At 62.0% G+C, this 19,748-nt stretch carries 14 protein-coding genes; 5 read left to right on the forward strand and 9 right to left on the reverse strand.

Features of this window, described 5'->3' with window-relative positions; all coding sequences use genetic code 11:
• The first annotated feature begins 128 nt into the window (after positions 1 to 128).
• The 5 genes from ACR0EF_RS13540 to ACR0EF_RS13560 all read left to right on the forward strand — a co-directional run bounded on the left by ACR0EF_RS13540 (position 129) and on the right by ACR0EF_RS13560 (position 9,604).
• Positions 129 to 3,947: an Ig-like domain-containing protein gene (locus tag ACR0EF_RS13540; protein WP_254438870.1), complete on the forward strand. Its 3,819-nt coding sequence runs from the start codon at positions 129 to 131 to the stop codon at positions 3,945 to 3,947.
• 64 nt (positions 3,948 to 4,011) lie between these two features.
• Positions 4,012 to 4,836: a SapC family protein gene (locus tag ACR0EF_RS13545; RefSeq protein WP_170341376.1), complete on the forward strand. Its 825-nt coding sequence runs from the start codon at positions 4,012 to 4,014 to the stop codon at positions 4,834 to 4,836.
• Positions 4,837 to 4,921: 85 nt separating this feature from the next.
• The gene (locus ACR0EF_RS13550; RefSeq protein ID WP_170372786.1) at positions 4,922 to 6,160 is read left to right on the forward strand and encodes a TolC family protein; all 1,239 of its coding nucleotides are present in this window, start codon (positions 4,922 to 4,924) and stop codon (positions 6,158 to 6,160) included.
• Positions 6,148 to 8,310 (forward strand): type I secretion system permease/ATPase, encoded by a 2,163-nt coding sequence (locus ACR0EF_RS13555; RefSeq protein WP_254438869.1) that lies wholly within the window; start codon positions 6,148 to 6,150, stop codon positions 8,308 to 8,310. Before ACR0EF_RS13550 ends, ACR0EF_RS13555 begins: the two co-directional genes overlap by 13 nt.
• Positions 8,294 to 9,604, forward strand: a complete 1,311-nt coding sequence (locus tag ACR0EF_RS13560; RefSeq protein ID WP_170372045.1) for an HlyD family type I secretion periplasmic adaptor subunit — start codon at positions 8,294 to 8,296, stop codon at positions 9,602 to 9,604. Before ACR0EF_RS13555 ends, ACR0EF_RS13560 begins: the two co-directional genes overlap by 17 nt.
• On the opposite strand, the gene ACR0EF_RS13565 is transcribed toward ACR0EF_RS13560, so the two are convergent.
• The 9 genes from ACR0EF_RS13565 to bioB form a co-directional block, all read right to left on the reverse strand.
• A complete protein-coding gene (locus ACR0EF_RS13565) occupies positions 9,605 to 11,371 on the reverse strand; it encodes an ABC transporter ATP-binding protein (RefSeq protein ID WP_170365910.1) in 1,767 nt (588 codons plus the stop codon).
• A 213-nt stretch (positions 11,372 to 11,584) separates the two neighbouring features.
• On the reverse strand, positions 11,585 to 12,286 hold the full coding sequence (locus ACR0EF_RS13570) for a response regulator transcription factor (RefSeq protein WP_170341365.1): 702 nt from the start codon (positions 12,284 to 12,286) through the stop codon (positions 11,585 to 11,587).
• The gene (locus ACR0EF_RS13575) at positions 12,286 to 14,151 is read right to left on the reverse strand and encodes a PAS-domain containing protein (protein WP_437342712.1); all 1,866 of its coding nucleotides are present in this window, start codon (positions 14,149 to 14,151) and stop codon (positions 12,286 to 12,288) included. The genes ACR0EF_RS13570 and ACR0EF_RS13575 overlap by 1 nt, the downstream gene beginning before the upstream one ends.
• 107 nt (positions 14,152 to 14,258) lie before the next feature.
• The gene (locus ACR0EF_RS13580; protein ID WP_170372041.1) at positions 14,259 to 15,017 is read right to left on the reverse strand and encodes a methyltransferase domain-containing protein; all 759 of its coding nucleotides are present in this window, start codon (positions 15,015 to 15,017) and stop codon (positions 14,259 to 14,261) included.
• Positions 15,014 to 15,631: a pimeloyl-ACP methyl esterase BioG family protein gene (locus ACR0EF_RS13585; protein WP_170372783.1), complete on the reverse strand. Its 618-nt coding sequence runs from the start codon at positions 15,629 to 15,631 to the stop codon at positions 15,014 to 15,016. The genes ACR0EF_RS13580 and ACR0EF_RS13585 overlap by 4 nt, the downstream gene beginning before the upstream one ends.
• Positions 15,628 to 16,914 (reverse strand): adenosylmethionine--8-amino-7-oxononanoate transaminase, encoded by a 1,287-nt coding sequence (gene bioA, locus ACR0EF_RS13590; RefSeq protein WP_170372781.1) that lies wholly within the window; start codon positions 16,912 to 16,914, stop codon positions 15,628 to 15,630. The genes ACR0EF_RS13585 and bioA overlap by 4 nt, the downstream gene beginning before the upstream one ends.
• Complete coding sequence (gene bioD / locus ACR0EF_RS13595) at positions 16,911 to 17,531, reverse strand: dethiobiotin synthase (protein WP_170372035.1); 621 nt, start codon at positions 17,529 to 17,531, stop codon at positions 16,911 to 16,913. The genes bioA and bioD overlap by 4 nt, the downstream gene beginning before the upstream one ends.
• Positions 17,528 to 18,658, reverse strand: coding sequence for an 8-amino-7-oxononanoate synthase (locus ACR0EF_RS13600; RefSeq protein WP_170372033.1), 1,131 nt, complete (start codon positions 18,656 to 18,658; stop codon positions 17,528 to 17,530). The genes bioD and ACR0EF_RS13600 overlap by 4 nt, the downstream gene beginning before the upstream one ends.
• A complete protein-coding gene (gene bioB / locus ACR0EF_RS13605; RefSeq protein ID WP_170367362.1) occupies positions 18,655 to 19,635 on the reverse strand; it encodes a biotin synthase BioB in 981 nt (326 codons plus the stop codon). Before bioB ends, ACR0EF_RS13600 begins: the two co-directional genes overlap by 4 nt.
• Positions 19,636 to 19,748: the final 113 nt, after the last annotated feature.

Consider the following 19,748-nt stretch of genomic DNA (forward strand, 5'->3'; position numbering starts at 1 on the left):
AGATTAACTCAATTTTTCAAGGTCCGACCGCATGAAAACCTCGGCAGCAGGAAAGAAGAACAGAACTTGGCTTCTTCGGTCTTGCCGCGCGGGTATCCGCGGCCACCAATTGTGAGGACATGATGACGATGAAACCTGTTTCGCACGAAGTCTCCATCCAGAAGGACTCACCAGATGCAGGGCATGAGAAGCATGTCCGCAAATGGGTCAAAGCGCGTCTGCGCCGATGGGCCGGATCGGGCGTCGGCGGTGGTTTGGCCTCTGCCCTTCTGGCCTTGCCGGCGCTGGCCCAAGCCACTGAGGAGGAGTTGAGCACATTTCAGTTTGCCGATGTCCTGCCCGGTGTCCAGTCGGTCAAACTGCTGCCCAACGGTGACGTCCAACTGAAGCTTTTGGACGGTCGCACAGTCCTAGTTTCCGCGGAAAACGTGCACGTTCTGGACAACGGTTCGATCATGATTGCCGAAGACGTGGCCGTTGAAGTCGCGCAGCTTGCAGTGGCCGCTGAAGCCGCCGGGGCAGCGGCAGCTGGTGGTGGCGGCATGGGAGCCGCAGGCGCGGTGCTGGGTGGTTTGGGTCTGGCCGGTGCGGCCGCCGCTGGCGGCGGTGGCGGCGAAGATGCCGCGACGCCCGCGGAATCGCCACGCCCGCCCAGTCTGAACCTGTCACAGTTGCAGGGAAATTCGCTCAATAGCACCACCGCCAAGGCCACAGCACCTGATGGCACCGTTTCGGTCGAGGTAACCATCGGGTCGGTCACCAAAACCGTATCAGCGGGGCCTGACGGCAGTTGGAGCGTTTCGCTGAGCCAAGTCGAGGCGGCAGGTTTGCCTCAGGGGGTCACATCCGTGACGATCCGACACCTGGATGGAGCCGGAAGTGAGATCGCTGTCGAAACAGCCACGTACAACATCGACACCATCGCTCCGAACATCGCGGTAACAGGATTTTCCCACGGGGCGGTCATGAATGCGGCCGAGAGCGCGTCAGATCTGGAAATCAGTGGTATGACCGATGCGGAAAACGGTCAGATGGTGACTGTGGGGTTGAACGGTCAGATCTATACCGCAACAGTGTCCGGCGGCACTTGGAGCGTCACGGTTCCGGCCGCCGATCTGGCGTCTCTTCCCGATGGCGCGACCGTCAATGTGACCGCTGATGTGGTGGATCGGGCAGGCAATCCAGCGGCGCAAGCCACCAACAGCTTTGATACTGACTTTTCCGCCCCAGCCATAACAATAGACCCTGTCGCAGGCGGCCAGATTGATCTTGTAGACGTCGGATCGGACCTGACGATTACCGGCACGACGACCGGCGAAGATGGCCAACCGATTGTGCTGACCTTCAATGGCCAGACTTACAGCGGCATCGATTCAGGCGGTGTTTGGAATGTGACAGTTCCCGCAGCCGACCTCGGCGTTCTGGTCAGTGGTAGCCCGATCAGCATCAGTGCCGCGATCAGCGATGCCGCCGGAAACCCGGCCACGCCTGCTGCGGTTTCGGTACCCGTGGATCTGAGCGGACCGTCCATCTCGATTTCGCATCTATCCGTCGGTGCGGTGTTGAACGCAGCCGAAGTCGGGGCGGATCTGACGATCAGCGGCACGACCGGAAATGTCACCGATGGCCAGACAGTCACCGTAACTTTGGACGGTCAGACATACACGGGTCTTGTGTCCGGAGGGACGTGGAGCGTGACCGTGCCGAGTGCGGATTTGATTGCCCTGACCGACGGCGCAACTTTCACCATCACCGCCGACGTGACGGATGCTGATGGCCTCGTGGCCCCGCAGGCGAGTGCAGGAGTTTCCAAAGACGCGACCGCCCCAACGATCAGCATCGACACGTTTTCGCACGGCGTGGTCATGAACGCGGTCGAACAGGGAACCAACCTCAGTATATCCGGAACGACGACCGCCGAAGACGGCCAGGCCGTGACCATAGGAATGAACGGCCAAACCTACAGCGCCACCGTTTCAGGTGGAAACTGGAGTGTCAGCGTTCCCGCAGCCGATCTGGCCGGCCTCTCCGACGGTGCCACCGTCACCGTGACCGCCGATGTTTCGGACCTTGCTGGGAACCCGGCCGCACAAGCCACTGGCAGCTTCGACACGGACTTTACGGCCCCCACTCTGTCAATCTCGACGGTATCGGCCGGGGGCACCATGAACCTGGCAGAGCAATCCGGCGGAATGACGGTCTATGGCATTTCCGACGCGCCTGATGGCACGATCGTTTCGATCCAGGTTCAACGAGCGGACGGGACTGTGGATGTCTCAGGCACCGCTACAGTGACGAGTGGCGCGTGGATCTACACCGCTTCACCCCTCGACCTGAGCGGCCTGCAAGATGCCGAATCCTACACGATTTCCGCGTCAGTCAGCGACGCAGCCGGAAATGCACAGACGACTTCGACTGGGTTCAACACCGATTTCAGCGCCCCGACCATCTCACTGAACCCCCTGGGAACTGGATCGGTTCTAGACGTCACCGAGAAGGACAGCGACCTGACAGTATCGGGGACAACGACAGCCGAAGATGGGCAAACCATTACTGTCGGGCTGAACGGGCAGACCTATACAGCCACCGCTTCGGGTGGGGTCTGGTCGACCACCATTCCTAGAGCTGATCTGAACGCGCTTTCCGACGGAACAACCTATTCTATCACCGGATCGGTTTCGGACATGGCTGGCAACCCCGCTTCTCAGGCGGCGGCCTCGGTGACCACCGACTACCGACCCATCCTGACCTTGAATGAGGTCGGAACCAACGACGCGGTTTCGCTGAGTGACGCGCAATCCAGCGGCCTGACGGTCAGCGGTTCATCCATAGGTCTCGGCGCGGGACAAACCGTTGAGGTGATGCTGAACTCGGTCGCTGTCGGCACAGCCACGGTCGCGGCCAACGGCACGTGGAGCCTGAACGTACCTGCCACGGCGTTTTCGGGCACAACGGCGGGTGACCTTTTGGATTTTTCGGTTTCAGCGACGGTTGCCGGAGGACCGAACCCCCTACCCGCGACAGACGTGGCGACGGCTCACGTTCCAGCGGCCTATTTCATCTCCGAGGCAGGTCGCAGCGGGTCGACGATAACTTTCGAAATACATGCCGATGCGGACCGAGACATATCCAGTGGGTTGGCTTTCACGGCCAACTTGGGTTTTGACCCCGCGGTCGTGACCTATGACACGGGATCCGAGGTCGAAAACACCGATTTTGATCTGTTTCTGGCAAACCCGAACGGGGCGGCGGAAATCAGTTTTGGCGGAGCTGCGACAAGCTTCAGCGACCTGACCCAGCCTGTCGTGACTTTCACGATGACGGTGCTGGACCCGACGAAGCTGATCGAGCTGACGATCAACACGCCCGACGGTGGCCCGACCCATTGGGTATTGGGAACAGACGGCGCAGACACATTGGCGGCCACGGGTATCGACGATGTCATCCGCGGTGGGGACGGCGACGATGTGATCGATCTGGCCGGCGCTGGCCGAGATCTTATCGTTTTCGAAGCGGACCCGACGGCCAACGGCACCGACATCGTAACGGGTTTCACCCTGGGGCCTGCAGCCGACATGGCCGACGCCATTATGTTCAGCGAGTTGGATGTCTCATCGCTTCGCGGTGATGGAACAGGTGTCGAAACACTGGCGATTGGCGACATGATCGCGACCGACACAGGTTTTGTAGGGCTGACAACCACACTCACCGATCTGACAACCGATACTCTGGAAGCCGCTGCCGAAACGCTTACTGGGGCTCAAGCCGGAGATGAGATCTATCTGCTGGCCAGCGATGGAACTGACAGTGTGCTGGTCAAGGTGGACTATTCCGCCCCAACCTCTGCCACGGTCAGCACGGTCGCGCAGTTTGACGGCCTGGGTGATCTGAGCGGTCTGAGCAGCGACAACATACTGCATACCGATCCGACAGGCGCGTCAAGTTGATCCTGACAAACATGAAAAGGTGGGGCCGCCCCGGCCCTTTCTTAACGGACCAGCGGAGACCTCAATGGCAAAGAACGGCCCAGTACCCGTCACTCTCGACAGACATTCCGATCGCTCGTGGCACAGATTTACATCCTACGATTTCGCGCGCTGCAGATTGGAGTGCGAGATCGTAAGTGCGGAAGTCTCAGAAGCAGCCGCCTCATTTCCAATTGCGTTTCGATCCTCTGGGGGCGGGGTATCGCCACATGCAATTCTGGCGACCGCAGCTTCTCCGGAAACACCATTTGTTTCGTACCAAGGACGCTGGCGGGCCACCTATGTTCCTTCCTTGCTGAGATGCCATCCGTTCTCAATCGAAATGGTCGGTGGCGAAGATGGATCGCGCACCAACTCAGGCAAGCTTGTTGTAGATGAAACCACCGGACTCGTGTCCTGTGACCAATCCGGCAGCCCGTTCTTTGCAAAGGACGGCTCGATCTCCTCTGAACTGGAAACGCTGAAGGGCTTCTTCAAGAGCTTTCTGGCCGATCGCAACGCAACCCGACGTGCCTGCGCGCTGATAAAGGAATTGGGCCTATTCGTCGAATTGACCCGTTTTCGGGATGCGGAGTTGCTCGACGGTTGGATGAGCGTGGACTTTCGACGCTTCAACCAACTTGGACCGGCGCAGACAGCGGTTCTGCAATCTAGCGGAGCGATGCAGTTGATTTACGCTCATCAAGTCTCGCTCAACCATCTTCTGTGGATGCACCACTGCCAGACGCATTCTCCCAAGGTGATCAGCACTCCTGCAAACGGCAGGGACCCCGACCTTATGAGGTTCTTGGATGCCATTGCCGCGGAACGAGACTTGTCGGACGCGGAGGCCAAATATGCCTACCTTTGATCGACTCATCTTACCTCTACTGGTCGGTTCGGTGGCCGTGCTCACTGCGGCTTGTGAGCCGGTTCCGGATCTTGCCCCGATTGAGATGGCTTTTTCAGAAGGATCAACGGGCGCTGGCGCGACAAAGCCGTCGGGTCATCTGACTCGCAGTTCATTCGGCCAGAGAATACGGCGCGCGGTAGAAACCAGCCCGAACCTGGCGCAGAGCGAGACCGGCGTTGACGCCGCCTTTGCCGATATGGACGCGGCAAAAGGAGCCTTTCTTCCGCAGGTGTCACTTGGCGTGAATGCCCGATCGGAACGGGTGGACTCGGATATTGCGGATGTATCGCCATATCTGCGGGTATCACAGCTTGTATACGACGGGGGAGCTGCCGCCGGAGACTTGGCAGCGGCGCGGGCCCGTGTCCTCGAAAGCCGCGGCGATCAGCTTCAAACCGCAGCCGCGACGGCCCTTGCCGCAATTGAAACCTATGTGTTGGTCATCGACCGGCGGAAAATCGTTGAAATCGCTTGGAAAAACGTCCGCCTCCATGAGGAGATCGAGAAGCAGATCTCCGACCGCGCCGCGCAAGGGGCCGGTTCCGCTGCCGACGTTCTGACGGCGCGTTCTCGGGTCGCGGATGCCAGGACCAAGTTGGCGGATGCCCGGGCTCAGGCTGATCGTGCCAATGCGCGATTCCAAGAGGTGTTCGGTACCCCACCAGGCAAACTGGATCCCCCTGTCCCAGCGCCCAACCTGTCGAGAAGCGACGCCGTCATCGTGATGGACAGCCCGCAGGTTCGACGCGCAGACGCTGCGGTTCTGGCGGCACAGGCAGACCGCTCTGCCGCAACTGCGAGGCGTCAGCCGGACGTGCGGGTTTCGGCATTTGCCAACCAGGACGACAGCAGGGACGCTAATTTCGGCGTAGACCTCTCGGTAAACTACGAGCTGGACAGCACCGGTCAACGGCGGGCTGCAATTGCCGCCGCCGAAGCGCGGGTCAAACAAGCGGAATATGCCCGTGAGGTTCTTGTTCGGGAAATCCAGCGCGAGCTAGGTTTCATTCGATCCGCCCAAAAGGCCGGCGCCCAGCGTCTGCGCGAGGCCCGCATCGCAGTTGCCGCAAATGCCGACAGCGTTGCCGCCACTCAAGAGCAATTCCAGATCGGGCGCAGCAGCCTAATCGAAATACTGGACGCGCAGCGCGATTTTGTGAACGCCCAAGAGCGACTGATCCTGGCGGAGCAGAATTTCTTCCTAACGAACTATGCCGCGCTCAGCCTTACGGGCGACATCATTGATCTGCTCGGCATCCAGCTCAGAACATGGGGCAACTGACCATGACCCAACGCAGCCAGCCTCCTACATCCCTGCCCCTCACCAACTTTGAGGAATGTCTGCTGCATGTGGCGGCAGAGCTTGGCCGGCCATTGACCAAAGCCAGCCTTTTGGCGGCCCAATCCTCGGTCTCTGGTGGGTTGAAGGTGCAGGACGCGATCGCACTGGCCCATGACCACGGATTGCAGGCGGGCTTCGGGCCGCGCCGGCTGTCGGAGTTTGATCCCAGCCTCGCACCGGCGATACTGTTGCTCGAGGACCAGCGGGCCGTGGTCTACCATGGCCGTTCGAAGTCTGGCCGTCTGTTGATCCACGACCCAGAGCTTGGAGACAGCATTGGTGAGATGGATGAATGCCAGCTCGACGCCGTCTATTCCGGCTATGCGATGTTGTTTCGTCGAGCATACTCCGCGGAAATCAAAAACAACCCAAGCCAACCAAGCCGTCACTGGTTCCGATCAGCGCTTGTGGCCAATCGGTGGTCGTACTTGCAGGTTGCTCTGGCCGCGGCTCTGACGAATATTCTGGGGCTTTCAACCTCGGTTTTCATCATGACCGTTTATGACCGGGTTCTGCCAAATGAAGCCGTGGAATCTCTGGTCGCATTGACCATCGGTGTCGGCATCGCGCTGTTTTTTGATTTTGTGCTGAAGATCCTGCGCGCCAGTTTCATCGACCGGGCAGGACAGAATGCGGACATGTTGATGGGTCGGCGTGTTTTCGATCAACTTCTGAATATCCAGATGAAGTCCCGAACCGGATCAACCGGCGCCATGGCGAACACGGTGCGTGAGTTCGAAACACTCCGCGAGTTCTTCACGTCGGCTACGCTGGTCATGGTGGTTGATTTGCCGTTCATCGGTCTGTTTTTGCTTACGATCTACATGGTCGGCGGACCGCTGGTTCTGATCCCAGCTCTCGCCGTACCAGTCGTGCTGGTCGCCGGGCTCGCCATTCAGCCGCTCTTGTCCCGCTTGGCGGAACGCAGTTTTTTTGATGGCCAGTCAAAGCAATCCGTGCTGATCGAAACTCTGGCCGGTCTGGAAACGATCAAGACGACCACTGCGGCCGGTACTATGCGGCGACGCTGGGAAGAGGCGATCGAACGACAATCCGGCAACAGTGTTCGGTCGCGTGCCATCACTCAATTCGCCTTGAACCTGACCGGTTTCACTCAGCAGGCGGCCCAGGTCTTGATCGTGTTTTATGGTGTTTTTCTGATAGCGGACGGCCTGACCAGCATGGGCGCTTTGGTCGCCTCAGTGATGCTGACCGGACGGGCTTTGGCACCCCTTGGCCAGCTGTCACAAACCCTGACTCGGTTCAACCAAGCGCGCAGTGCTTACAGGAATCTTGACGCAATGATGCAAGCTGACAGTGAGCGGCCATCGGGGCGCACCTGGATCAGCCGCTCCAACTTCAAAGGGCGTATCACGTTCAACAACGTGTATTTCGCCTACCCAGACCACGATGAGGACACACTGAAAGGCGTGTCCTTCGACATCAAACCGGGGGAAAAAGTTGCGATTCTTGGGCGGATCGGATCAGGAAAAAGCACCATCGCACGACTGCTTCTGGGATTGTACCAGCCCCGTGTCGGTTCGGTTCTTTTGGATGGGATTGACATCCGCCAGATTGATCCAGGGGACCTTCGGCGCAACATTGGGTCGGTCCTGCAGGATATTTGGCTGTTTTCGGGCTCGGTCCGCGAAAACATTATGGCCGGCGCGGTCCGCCCGCGCGACGAAGATCTAATCCGGGCCGGGCGCATTTCCGGCGTCGAACACTTTGTATCGCGGCATCCCAGCGGGTACGATCTTATGCTGGCCGAACGTGGCGAGGGGCTCTCGGGCGGGCAACGTCAGACCATCGCCCTAGCCCGGGCACTGATCGGGCAGCCGCCCGTCCTGTTGCTGGACGAACCCACCAGCGCGATGGATCTCAAGAACGAGGCAAACATCATTCAGCAGCTGAAGGCAGCGGCTGCGGACACGACTATGGTCATCGTTACCCATCGGGCCAGTCTGCTGGAACTGGTCGACCGGGTCATCGTGATCGAAAACGGCAAAGTGGGCGTTGACGCCGTCAAGTCAGTTCTCACCAAACGAGCCAAAGACGCGCGGGGGCACATGAATGTCGCGGCATCCTGACCTTGCAACATTGGCCCGCGAGATGAACGGCGGCTCGGGGTTTCGCGGTTCGGTATTGCTGCTGGCCATAATGGGCTGCATGCTGACGGCCGGCGTCTGGGCTTTCGTCACCGAACTGGACGACGTGGTCCGCGCGGACGGTCGCGTCGTACCGTCAGGCGACGTTCAGGTGATCGAAGCAACCGAACCTGGGGTTCTTCAAGCTGTTCATGTTCAAGAGGGTCAAATCGTCGACAAGAACGCTTTGCTGATGGAATTGGACGCGACACAAGTCGGCAGCGAGTTGGACACAGAGCGGCAACGGGCATTGGGACTAAGGTCGCGTATTAAGCGATTGCAGGCCGAAATTGACGGATCCGATTTGCGGTTTGAGCCCGAGCTTGTGCAACAAGCACCGGACGTCGTTCGCTCGGAAACGGCTCTTTATCTCGGCCGAAAATCGGAGTTGGCCGACGAGATCGCCATTCTGGAACGCCAACGTGAGCAGAGGCAGCGCGAATTGGAAGAGGGGTTGGTGGACCAGGTCACTGCAGAAGAAACACTCAAGGTCCTGTCCGAAGAGCGCGCTTTGATGGAGCCTCTGGTCCGCCGCAAGATGGAACCTGCGACAACTCTGCTGGCCCTGCGACGCAGCGAGGCGGAATGGAAGGGGCGCAAGGTAAGGGCCGAGGCCGCTGCAAACCGTCTGGAAACCGGGCTGAGTGAAATCGATGACCGCATCACGGCTACCAAAAGCCGGTTTCGCAGCGCGGCACTGACCGATCTTGCCATTGCCACTGCACAGCTTGCTGCGCTTGAGCCCGCCCTGCCCGCGTTGGAGAACCGCGCGGCGCGCGCGCAGGTTCGTGCGCCAGTCCGGGGCATCGTAAACCGAATCCACCGCACGACTTTGGGCGGTTTGGCTCGCAGCGGCGAGGATCTGGTCGAAATCGTTCCGCTGGACGACAACCTGCTGGTCGAAGCCTACGTCCGTCCTGACGACATCGCATTCCTGCGCGCGGGTCAGCAGGTCAAGGTCAAGATCACCGCATATGATTTTGCCAGATACGGCGCGCTGGATGGCGAAATTGTTCGCATCGGTGCGGATACGATTACACGGTCAGAGCGGCAGGACGAGGAAGTCTTCGTGGTCGAAATCCGAACCAGCGGAACCTTGTTGGACGCCGATGGCTTGGCGGTAGAAATCATACCGGGGATGATCGCACAAGTTGACATTCTGGCCGGCCGGAAGACCGTTCTCGACTACCTCATCCAGCCTGTTCTCAAGGTAAAGAACCAGGCTTTGCGGGATTGATTATGCGGCCGGTGTCTTGAATTGCTGATCAAACAGGCGGCGGAAGCTGCCATTCTGTTCCATCAACTCATCCAACTTGCCCTGTTCGATCACCTGACCGTCCTGAACAACCATGATCTTGTCTGCCTCAAGCACGGTCGACAGCCGGTGAGCGATGACGATCGTGGTCACGTTCTCCGTCAGCTTATCCAACGCCTGCTTCACCAGAGCCTCGGACTCGGCATCCAGCGCGCTGGTGGCTTCGTCGAGCAGCAGAATTTCAGCCTTCCGAAGAATGGCGCGGGCAATGGCCAGACGCTGTTTCTGCCCTCCCGACAGAAACGCACCGTTCTCTCCGACTTCGGTGTCGTATCCCTTGGGCAGCGACATGATGAAGTCATGCGCATGCGCGGCTTTGGCCGCATCGCGAATCTCGTCCTCGGTCGCATCGGGACGGGCGTATCGGAGGTTTTCCATGACCGTCGCGGAGAACAAAAACGTATCCTGGCCAACATAAGAAATCTTGCGCCGCAACGAGGCAAAGCTGACATCCTGCAAATTCTGTCCGTCGATCTCGACATAGCCTTGGTCAGGATCGTAGAACCGCATGATGAGGCCAAAGATCGTGGACTTGCCTCCACCCGACTGCCCCACCAGAGCGGTTGTCTTTCCAGCCTCGAAGGTCAGGTTCATTCCATTGATCACCGGCATGCCGCCGCTGTAGCCAAAGGTGACGTTCCGCAAGCGTACCTCGCCCGGACCGGACCGCAGCTCTTGCGGTTGCGGGCTTTCGCGCATTGGGTCTTCCTGATCCAGCAGTTCGAACATCATCTCGATCGGAACCAACGTGGATTCGATGGTCACCCGCATCCGGGACAGCCGCTTGGCCGGTTCATAGGCCATCAGAAGCGCCGTGATGAAGGACATCAGCTGACCCGCGGTCGGCGGTTCAGTTCCGGCAATTCCCATTGTGCTGACGACCAACACGCCGGCAACGGCTACACCGGCCAGAAATTCCATCATTGGGCTGGCGATGGACTGCAGCTTGGCAATTTCGTTCGAGCGTTTTTCAACGCTTCTTATGGCCGAGTTCATCCGCTCGGTCATTCGATCTTCGAGTGCGAAGACCTTGATGATTTTGATCCCGGCCGATGTTTCCTGCAGAACCCGGATGATTTCGGCCAGTGATTTGAGCTCGGATTGCATGATCGAGCGGACGCTTTTCAAAAGATAGCGCACGCTCAGCAGCGCGACCGGCCCAACAATGAAAAACAGCCCCGAAAGCACAGGCTGCTGGTAAACCATCACAAAAATGAGACCCACGAGCGTCAGCGCATCCCGAACGAACGTGGTCACGATCACGTCGACCAGCGTCCGCGCTGCCCCCGCGCCCCGGGTCACACGCATCAGAAGGTCTGAAGACTCGCTTTTGGAAAAGAAATCCACCCCACGCCGAAGCAGTTTTTTGTACAACTTCTCCTGCTGCTCGGCGATGATGCGGTTGCCGGCGCGCGCCAGAAACACGGACTGGACGTAAGATGCCAGCGCCTTGACCAGGAACAGCACGATTACTGCCGACGCGATGATATGAACCTGAGACCGCATGTCAGGCGACGTCATGGCATCGACGATGTTTTCCATCATCCAGGCCGTCCCTGCGGTGGTCGCGGCAACGATCATCATGGCAAACATGGCAACCGCATATTTCTTGCCTTGCGCCCGTAGGCTGTCACCCACCAGCCGACCGATATGGCCGGATCGCCACTTGGCCCAGGTTTTCCTGATCATAAGGGTCTCCAAATCAAGCTGACGCTTTCTTGCGCGTCAGCGCAGAGTTTGCAAGCTGCCATAGTTACGCGCTTCAATACCGCACCGCAAAGTGTAGCCGGCAGAAGTTAAGGTCACTTCAGCCAGATTTCCAGAGGCAGCCCAAGAAACAAGACCGCGTCACCAGTGGTCTGGTTCGTCGTCGTGCAGGTCAAATCCAGCCCGCGGAATTGGTCAATCCCATGCGACATCCCCCAGAAAGATATACCCCGCGCCGTATATCGTCTTGATAAGGCGCGGGTTTTTCGGGTCTTCACCAAGCTTCGTGCGCAGGCGGGAAATCCGCACGTCCATCGCCCTGTCAAAGCTTTCACCGGCTGCGCCACCCAGTGTTTCCTGCATCTGCGCGCGGCTGATCAAGCGTTTGGGACTTTCCAGAAACAACCGCAACACTTCGCCTTCGGCATGGCTGAACGGCGTTTCAGCGCCGGTATCGGACTCCAACACATAGCGATCGAAATAGGCGGTCCAGCCGTTGAACCGGGCCACATCCGAATGGTGTTGCTGTGCCTTGGGCGCACGCAGACGGGCGCGGATGCGGGCCACCACTTCAGCCGGGTCGAAGGGTTTGGTGATGTAGTCATCGGCCCCCAACTCCAGCCCCGTCACCCGGTCTTGCACCTGTGCCCGACCCGAAATGATGATGACCGCCGCCCCCTGTTCCAGCGCCAGCCGGTGCACCAGCGCCAGCCCGTCGGTGTCGGGCAGAGACAGGTCGACCAGGCAGACATCCGGCGTTACCCGTTTCAGAGAAGCTTCGAATTCACGGGCGCGGGCAAAGCTCTGCGTTCTAAACCCGGCATCCTCAAGCGCCTCAGTCAGAATCCGGCGGATTTCGGGTTCGTCGTCCAGAATGGTCACCAGGGGTTGAGTCATCAGGCGGCCTCGGTTTGGATCAGCGCGGACAATTGCGCGCGGGTGAAGGGTTTGCGCAGAACCGGCGCCTTGGCAAGAGCCTGACGGTGCAGCGGGTCATCATAGGGCAACGAGGTCATCAAGATCACCGGAATTGGCAGAGCGAGTCGTTCGATCAGATCGATGCCGGTGGCTGCGCCCTCCAGTCGAATATCGGACAGGATCAGCGAGATGTCATCCAGGCTGGTGGCCAGGGCCAGCGCCTCGTCCGCCGAAGTCGCCTCGATCACCGACAGCCCGAGATCGACCAGCATGTCGCGGAACTGGTGGCGCAGATCGTCGCTGTCTTCGACCAGCAAAGCCAGGCCCGACTGGACGGGCGGCGCGGGCCGGTAGGGCAACCGCAGGACGACCGACGCGCCCGAGGGCGTGTTGCGCAGCTGCAGGTCTCCACCCGCCAGTTTCACAGTGTCATAGACCATCGGCAGGCCCAGCCCCGACCCCTTGCTGCCCTTGGTGGTGAAGAACGGGTTCAGCGCCTTGTCCAGCGCATCCGGCGAAAACCCCGGACCGGTATCGGATACGGTGATTTCCACCCAGATCCGGCCGATCGCATGGGCACTGATGGTAATCTGCCCGCTGCTGCCGCAGGCGTCGCGGGCGTTCAGCACCAGGTTCAACAACGCGTCCTGAACCATGCCCGGGTCCAGCATCAGCGCCTCGTCCGGCAGGGTGTTGACCACCGACAGCCCCACCCCACGCGGAAGCGAAGGCGAGGCCAGCACCCGCAGATCCTCAAGCAAGCCGCGCATGTCGGTGGCCTGTGGCTGCGGAGTGCGATTGCCGGTCATGTCGGCGATGCGGTTCAGCAATTGCCCGCCGCGCCGCGCGGTCTGCTGGGTTGCTGCGACAAGCTCGGCGGCGTCTTCGGGTAGGTCCATCTTCTCCAGTTTGGCCTGCATGCCCAGGATGATGGTCAGCAGGTTCGAGAAATCATGCGCCAGCCCGCTGGTCATTTGCGCGGCCATCGCCCGGCGCCGGGTCTGCTGCAGGGCCACGCGGGCCTGTGTTTCCTCGGTGATGTCCACCGACATGATATAGACGCCGCCCGTGCCATCGGGCGTGAACGAAACACGGATACGGCGCGAATCTTGATCCTCGGTGAATTCGAACACCGAGGCCTGCCCGCCATAGGCCTGTTGCAGATGCGGCCGGACCCGCTCGTAGGCATGCGCGCCGAGCGCCTGCGAGATGTGCAGCCCCAGGATGTCCGACGGCCGCCCCGGCAGGACCGAACTGAGCCGCCGGTTGGAATAGTCGTACCGCCCCTCAGCATCCAGATGCGCGATATGGGCCGGCATCATCTCGGTGGTCATGCGGGTGCGCGCTTCGATCTCGGTCAGCTGGCGCTTGGCCTCTTCCAGCGCGCTGATCGTGGCCGCCAGTTGCCGGTTGGTCGCCGAAAGCTCTTCGGCATGGCTCAGCAACTGGTCCGACAGCTCCTCAGACCGGCTGCGCAGCAGCTCTTCGACCCGCTTGGTGCTGGTGATGTCGGTATAGACGGCAACCCAGCCACCGGTGGGCAGCGGCGCGCCCTCAATCGAGATCACCTGTCCGTTGGGGCGCACGCGCTCCATGTAGTGCGGCTCGAACGCCAAGGCCTGTTCGACCCGGACGCTGACCAGATCCTCGACCGATTGATCGTGGCCATATTCGCCCCGGCTGGCCAGAAAATGGATCGTGTCGCTGAACAGCGCACCGGGCTGCACCAGGGCTTCGGGCAGGTCGAACATTTCCTGAAAGCGCTTGTTGCTGACCACAAGGCGCAGCTTGTCGTCATAGATCGACAGGGCCTGACCGATCAGGTTCAGCCCTGCGGTGGTCATCTCTTTGATGCGCTGTTCGGAAATGTCCAAGCCGATCCTCCCCTGGGCACAGGCCTATCACCAGTTTTCGGGCAGGTGTAGGGGGGCCGGATGCGACCGGTTGGCCCCTAACCGGGTTTGCGGGCGATAATCCAGACGGGGTGATAGGTCAGGCGCACGCCTTCGGGGCCGGAAAACGCGGCGCGATAGCGTGTGCTGAAATCGGTCAGGTCGGCGCGGGTCCAGACCTGCGCCGCACGGCCGTTCACCCCGGTCTCACGCAGGTGGCGCAGCACGTCCAACGGCGTGTCGAACCACAGCGGTTGCCGATCCTGCCACAGGTCAAGGATTTCAACCTCGGGGCCGATGCCTGCGGCCAGATCATCAGGGGCGCACAAGCCGGGCGCGCGGGCGGCCGACCCCAGCGCGGAAAGCTCGGCGTACTGGTCCGGGCCGAATCCCGAAATGGCCACCCAGCCTTCGGGTGCGACCTCGTGCATCGCGCGGCGAACCACCGCCGCCGGATCGTCCAGCCATTGGACCGTCGAGGCCGAGGCGATCAGGTCGGGCAGCGCAGGCCATGTCACATTTCGGATATCGCCTTGCAGGAAATCCGCGCCCCATCGCCGCGCGGTGTCCCGGGCCTCGGCCATCAGGTCGTTGAGCGTGGACCGGGTGAACGAAAACTGCTGGTGCAGCGCCTCGGTCAGATGGCCGGTGCCGCAGCCGATTTCGAACAGGGTGCCAAACTGGCGGGGTGCCCCGAGATCGACCAGCCGCTGCGCCAACGCGCGGGCGATCCGGGCCTGCGGGCCAGCGGCGCAGTGATAGCTGCCGAAGCTGCGGCTGAAACTGCGCCGGATGCGGTCCGTCGGCATGGCGTTCATGCGAACCACTCCGCCCAGGTCTGCCCCGCCGCGAAAGGCTGGTGCGGGCCGGGGATGCGGCGCACGGTGTCCGATTGGCCCCAGGCCATTTCCTGCGCGGCCGTCGGCACGATGCGGTCCGAGGCGGAAATCCAGACCCGGTCGAACCCGGGATCGGGCGCAGGTCCGCGCGCCGCGATGGCCCGCAGTTCCTCGGCCGCCGCGGCGAAACCGATCCCGGGCGCGGGGCCATCCAGCCCGGCCCGGCGGCAGAACCGGGCAAAGCTGGCCGCGCTCAGACCATCGGCCGTGGCTGCTACCGTCTCGGGCGCGATGCCCCGGTCCGCATCCGCCGGAAACAGCGTACCGTTGACCGCAACCTTGCGGACACAGGTCAGCCCGTGACCCGCCAGCCAATGCGCGGCCGACGCGACGCCGAAGGAATAGGCCAGCAGGCGGACCGTGTCATAGTCGCCGGTTTCGGGCAACGCGTCGTCGAGGCTGCGATAGTCGTCAACCACAAGAACGTCCGCCGCCCCGGTCAGGCGCGCAAACGGCGCAGGCCCCAGCGCCCACCCGCCGAACACCAGCGTCAACTGCGCTCCACCGTCACGGGTTAACCAGTGCCGCCTCATGCGTCGCCCCGCGCCAGTTCGACCATGGCCGCCGTCACCCGGCTCAGCTCGTCGCCCGAGATCACATAGGGCGGCATACAGTAGATGTTGCGCGCGAAGGGACGCAGCCAGACACCGGTTTCCGGCGCCCGCCGATGCGCGATGCGCGGATCGACCGTGTGCTCCATCTCGATCACGCCTATGGCGCCCAGCACCCGCACATCGGCGACGCCGGGCAGGCCGCGCGCCGATGCCAGCTCGGCCTTCATCTGCGCCTCGATGGCCCGCACTCGAGCCTGCCAGCCGCCGTCTTCCAGCAGCCCCAGGCTGGCGATGCCGGCAGCGCAGGCCAGCGGATTGGCCATGTAGGTGGGCCCATGCATGAACACGCCAGCCTCGCTGTTGCCGATGCCATGGGCGACCTGTTCGGTGGTTACCGTTGCGGCGAACGAGATGTGCCCCCCCGTCAACGCCTTGCCCAGGCAGATGATGTCCGGCGTCACGCCCGCATGGGTGGTGGCAAACAGCTCTCCGGTACGGCCGAATCCGGTGGCGATTTCATCGAAGATCACCAGAACGTCATGGGCCTGACACAGAGCTTTGGCCCGGCGCAGCCACTCGGGGTGATAGAAATACATGCCGCCCGCGCCCTGCACGACCGGTTCAAGCACCAGCGCAGCCAGCCGGTGCGCTTTGTCCCGCAGCAACTGTCCCAGAGCGTCGAGCCCGTTCTGCGCCGGGTTTTCGGGCCAATCGCAGCTCAGGCGAACGGACGGGCGCGGCAGAAAGTGCTGGATCGACAGCGCGCCGCGGAACAGCCCGTGCATGCCGTTGACGGGGTCGCAGACGCTCATCGCCTTCCAGGTGTCGCCGTGATAGCCACCGCGGATCGTGGCGAACTCGACCTTGTCGGTGCGGCCATGGGCCATCTGGAACTGCACCGCCATCTTCATCGCCACCTCGATCGAGACCGAGCCGCTGTCGCAATAGAAGATCCGGTCCAGCCCGTCGGGCAGCAGGGCCACCATCTTGCGGCCCAAATCAATGGCGGGCCGGTGGGTCAGACCGCCGAACATGACATGGGGCATCCGGTCCAGCTGCTGCTGCATGGCGGCGGTGATCGCAGGGTGACGGTGCCCATGGATGGCGCACCACCACGAGGACATGGCGTCGATCATCTTCACCCCATCCTCGCGGTACAGATACACGCCCTCGGCCCGGTCGATCAGATGCATCGGGCCCGGGTCGGCCACGTTCGTGTAGGGGTGCCACAGGTGGCGGGCGTCAAATTCCAGCGGGGTCACAGGGCACCTCGGATCGTGTCCATGTCGATCGCCTCGAAGGCGTGAAGCAGGGTGTCGGGTGTCAGAGTCTCGATCCGGCCGAGGCGTCCCAGGTGGGGCACCTGCGACATCTGGATGATGGTTTGTTCGACCGCGGGCTCGGGGTCGCCGATAAAGGCCACGCCGACCACCGGGCAACCGGCGCCACGCAGCGCCATCAGAGACAGGGTCGTGTGGTTGATCGTGCCCAGGGCCGTCCGGGCCACCAGGATCACCGGCGCCTGCCAGCGGGCGAACAGGTCAAGGTAATAGGCCTGCCAGGTCAGCGGCACCATGACGCCCCCTGCCCCTTCGACCACCAGCGGGCGATCGGTCTGCGGCAGGGTCAGCCGGTCGAGGTCGATCTCGACCCCCTCGGCCTCGGCCGACAGGTGCGGCGAGGCGGGTAGGTTCAGCAGATAGGCCTCGGGCAAGACCGGTTGGCCGGACAGGCGCGCCACGATCTGGCTGTCGGTCTCCTCCTCAAGCCCCGATTGCACGGGTTTCCAGTACTGCGCCCCAAGGGCCGCGGTCAGCCCGGCGGAAAACACGGTTTTGCCGACGCCGGTGTCGGTTCCGGTCACGATCACTGTGGTCATGCGGGTCCTGCCTGTTGTTCGGCGATGGCCTGAAACACCGCCGTGATGTCCTGTGCGTCCACGTTGCCGGTGATCGAGACCCGCAGCCGCGAGCTGCCGCGCGGCACGGTGGGCGGGCGGATGCCGCGCACGTCAAACCCCAGCTGCTGGAGTTTCGCCGCGCGATCCATCGTGGCCGCGTCCTCGCCCACGATGACGGGCATGATCTGGCTGTGAAATCCGGTCAGACCGCACAAACGCGCGGCCTCGGCGTGGGTATGAGCCATCCGGTCGCGCGCGGCCAAAGTCAGGCCCGGGTTCTGCCCCACGGCCCGCAGCGCGCCCCGCACGATTGCGGCGTCCAACGGCGACGGAGCCGTCGCAAAGATGAACGGCCGTGCCCGGTTGATCAGGGTGTCGATCATTTCACGCGGTCCGCAGATCAGCCCGCCGCTGGCGCCCAGCCCCTTGCCGCAGGTGTGCAGGGTCAACACCTCGGCGTCCAACCCATGGGCCAGCCCTTGCCCGTTCGGGCCGAAGACGCCCGTGGCGTGGGCCTCGTCCACCACCAGAACCGCCTGCTCGGCTCGGGCCAGCTTGGCCAAGGCGGTCAACGGGGCCAAATCGCCCTCCATCGAATAGACGCTTTCGACCGCGATCCAGACCTGGCCCGTGCCGCCTTGCGCACGCCAGTCGGCCAACACCGCGCGAGCCGCCGAAATGTCGTTATGCGCAAAGCCACGGGTCTCGGCCCGACCCAGGCGCATGCCTTCATGCGCGCTGGCATGGACCAACTCGTCATGCAGGATCAGATCCCCAGCGCCGGGCAGGGTCGAGAAAATGGCTTGATTGGCCTGAAACCCGCCGCCCATGTACAGCGCCGCCTCGGCGCCGAAAAAGGCGGCGGCTTCGGCTTCCAGCGCCTCGTGCTCGGGGTGGTTGCCACGCAGCAGGCGCGACCCGCCCGAGCCCAGCGGAACGCCCCGGTCCAGCGCGTCCTGCGCCGCGCGCTTCAGAACGTCGGACCCGGCCAGACCCAGATAGTCGTTGGATGCGAAATCCAGCCCCGTGCGGGGCGCAAGCCTGCGCAGCCGATGGCGCGTTTCCAGCACCTTCAGCGCATTGCCCAGCCTTGCGGTCGCTGTCATTCGGCCGCGTCCACGCGGGCCTGGGACTCCGCCTCCATCGGCTGGATGCCCAGCTTGGCGAACAGGATCGCGTCCTTGCTTTCCTCGGGGTTTTCGGCGGTCAGCAGCGTGTCGCCGGCAAAGATCGAGTTGGCACCGGCAAAGAAGCACATGGCCTGCATCTCGTCGCTCATGTCGCTGCGGCCAGCGGACAGGCGGACATGGGATTTCGGCATCATGATCCGAGCCAGCGCGATGATGCGCACGAAATCGATCGGGTCGATCGGCTTGGCGTCAGCCAGCGGGGTGTCGGCCTGCGGCATCAGCATGTTGATCGGAACCGAGTCCGGCGCCTCGGGCAGGTTGGCCAGCGTCACCAGCATGTCGATCCGGTCCTCGCCGTTTTCGCCCATGCCCAGAATGCCACCCGAGCAGACCTTCATCCCCGCCTCGCGCACGCGGTTCAGCGTGTCGATCCGGTCGGCGAAGGTGCGGGTGGTGATGACCTCGGGGTAATAACGCTCGGACGTGTCGATGTTGTGGTTGTAATAATCCAGCCCGGCATCGCGCAGCTGCACCACCTGGGTGTCGTCCAGCATGCCCAGCGTCATACAGGTTTCCATGCCCATTTCCTTGACGCCCTGAATCATCGCCACCAGTGCATCCATGTCGCGCGCCTTCGGCTCTCGCCAGGCGGCGCCCATGCAGAACCGGGTCGAGCCGGACTCGCGCGCCTTGCGGGCCTCGGCCAGAACGCGCTCGACCTCGATCAGTTTCGAGGCGCTCAGCTTGGAGCCGTTGCGCGCGGATTGCGAGCAATAGGCGCAATCCTCGGCGCAGCCGCCGGTCTTGATAGACAGAAGCCGCGACATCTGCACCTTGTTGGGGTCAAAATTCTCGCGATGTACGGTCTGCGCCCGATACAGAAGATCCATCAGCGGCAGGTCATAGATGGCCTGAGCGGTTTCGCGGGTCCAGGTGTTCGATGTAGCCGACATTTTATAGATAATTTTTCCCGATGATTCAGATTTACCCGGGTTTATCAATAAAGCCAAAAAACGCAACATCCGCGATGTCACAGGCGCAGAAAATGACCGTGACCGCTAACGGC

It is taken from the genome of Ruegeria sp. CG8 (assembly GCF_056537165.1).